Genomic DNA, 2,129 nt, shown 5'->3' on the forward strand with positions numbered 1-2,129 from the left:
CACAAGAAGGTTCGCGGCGAATTTCAAAAGCGAGCACCTGGGCATATATTCCGTTGCCGAGGATGCCGCCCGTGCCTATGACGCAGCCGCGCGAGCCAGCGGGAACCCCAAACGCCTGAACTTCCCGACCCCCGAGGAGCGAGCATCGGGGATCGCCCAGGGCAAATCGGCACTCGCGACTTCCAGAGAAGAACGGAAACGTCTTCCAGCTGCCGAAAGAGCGGCAAAAGAGGAGCAAAAACGCAAAGAGCAAAACGATTGGTACGATCGCAATCGGCACCTCGCAGCGAAGTACGTCGGAGTCTCGCCCCACAGAATCACCTGCAAATTCGCAGCGAGATTCAAAAACGAGCACTTGGGCCTATTTACCGATCCAGAGGATGCCGCGCGAGCGTACGACGCAGCCGCGCGAGCCAGCGGGAAACCAAGACGACTTAATTTCCCCACGGAGTCTGAGCAAAAGCCCAGAAACAAAACATCGATATTTCGTGGTGTGCATTTCTGTTCTATTTCCGTCGGTTACGTTGCCTCGTTCGATCGCCGACGAATCGGTATTTTCGCCACAGAGCGTGAGGCTGGTATCGCCTACGACAAGGCAGCACTGGCAGCAGGACGCTTCCTAATCAACCACGCGGCCGTTGATGACGAAGACGAACGGCAGCGCCTTCTAGATGCAGACCAAGAGCGTCTGAAAGCAGAGCGAGCGGCAAAAAAGGAGCAAAAACGCAAAGCCGGATACGATTGGTGCGAGCGTAATAAGCACATCGCATCAAAATACATAGGAGTTTTCGCCCGCCGTGATCAATGCCGATTCCGAGCCCAGTTCAAACAAAAGCACCTGGGTAACTTTAAGTCGCCAGCCGAAGCCGCGAGAGCATACGACGAGGCCGCGAGAGCAGCGGGGGAGACCAAGAAGCTCAACTTTCCCGACTCGTGAGAGCCAGCGGGAGCCAGCTTTCATTGAAAACGGCCCATTTGTCCCGGAAGATTGCGAGCAGGCAGCTGAGTTGCTGCCTTCCATCGTCGATTTGTAATCCCGGATCGGCGATGGATACTCCTTTCACCCGAGAGTACCGATGGCCGCCACACCTATTCGATTCGTCATCCCCGCAAGCGCCGGTGAAGTAGGCTTAACTCTTGAGCTGTTCGAGACAGACGGCGATACGCTGGTGAACGGCGCCGGGGACACGTTGACCGAGACGGCCGCAGCGAATGGCGTGTTTGATGCGACTGTGACCGAAGCGTTGGCAGGAACCTACCGCTACACCGTCGTTCAAACTGGCTCAGTCATCCAATATGGATGGATTGTGCTCGCAGACACCACCGACCAGCATCTCGCAAACGACATCGCGGCCATCTTCGAACGCCCTGGGGGCATGTTGGACGGCATTCGGAGCGTATTCGCAGGCATCACGCTCATGTCGAGTTGGCTCAGGATCGCAATGCGGGGCGATGCAGGCAGCGCAACGGCGCTTGCCGAGATCAACACGGGCGGGGGCACGTTCGATCCAACACTACACAGCTTGGAAGCTGCATACGAGTCGCGTGAAGCACTTAGCGATTCACTAGGCATCCTCGGGGGCGTGGGGTTAATCAAAATCACGGTCACGGTAACGGGCACCGGCACGGGGTTGGGGATCGCCGGTGCCCGTGTGTCTGTGTCTGGGACTTCCACGAGCGAAACGACCAACACGAACGGCGTCGCAATTCTCTACGTCAGCGATGAAGAAACGTATTCGATCATCGTTCTGCCCCCTGGAATGTATCTCACACCATCGCCGGTTGAGATCGAGGTCGACGGCGAAGACGTAGCGGTCCCAATCAGCCTGACATCGCCGGTTGCAGCCGACCAAACCAATCCAAATATTTGCGCGTTGCAGTGCTTCATCCGTGATTCATCCGGAACGCTTCTCGAAGACGCCGAAGTCAGCGCAACGCTCCTGAGAAAAGATCTTGCAGCTGGTGGCTCAGCCTACGGCGCGACGATCACCGAGGCGACGACCGACGAAGACGGTTTTTGTGAGCTGAAACTGCTGCGCCCCGACACGTTTCCAAATCCCTACTCCAAAAACGAAGACGGGATTCTCGTCGGTGAATACGAAATTCAGGCCTGGAAGGACGGCGATTTA

Annotated in this window: 2 protein-coding genes; both read left to right on the top strand. The window is 56.9% G+C overall.

Translation table 11 applies throughout. The features are described 5' to 3' along the window. Positions 1-937: AP2/ERF family transcription factor (locus RMSM_RS43180; RefSeq protein WP_236622392.1), on the top strand; the 937-nt coding region annotated here is incomplete at its 5' end. Between the two features lie 139 nt (positions 938-1,076). Further along, a partial coding sequence (locus tag RMSM_RS32270; protein WP_008707563.1) for a hypothetical protein occupies positions 1,077-2,129 on the top strand: 1,053 nt, incomplete at its 3' end.

It is taken from the genome of Rhodopirellula maiorica SM1, from assembly GCF_000346295.1.
Classification (GTDB): Bacteria; Planctomycetota; Planctomycetia; order Pirellulales; family Pirellulaceae; genus Novipirellula; species Novipirellula maiorica.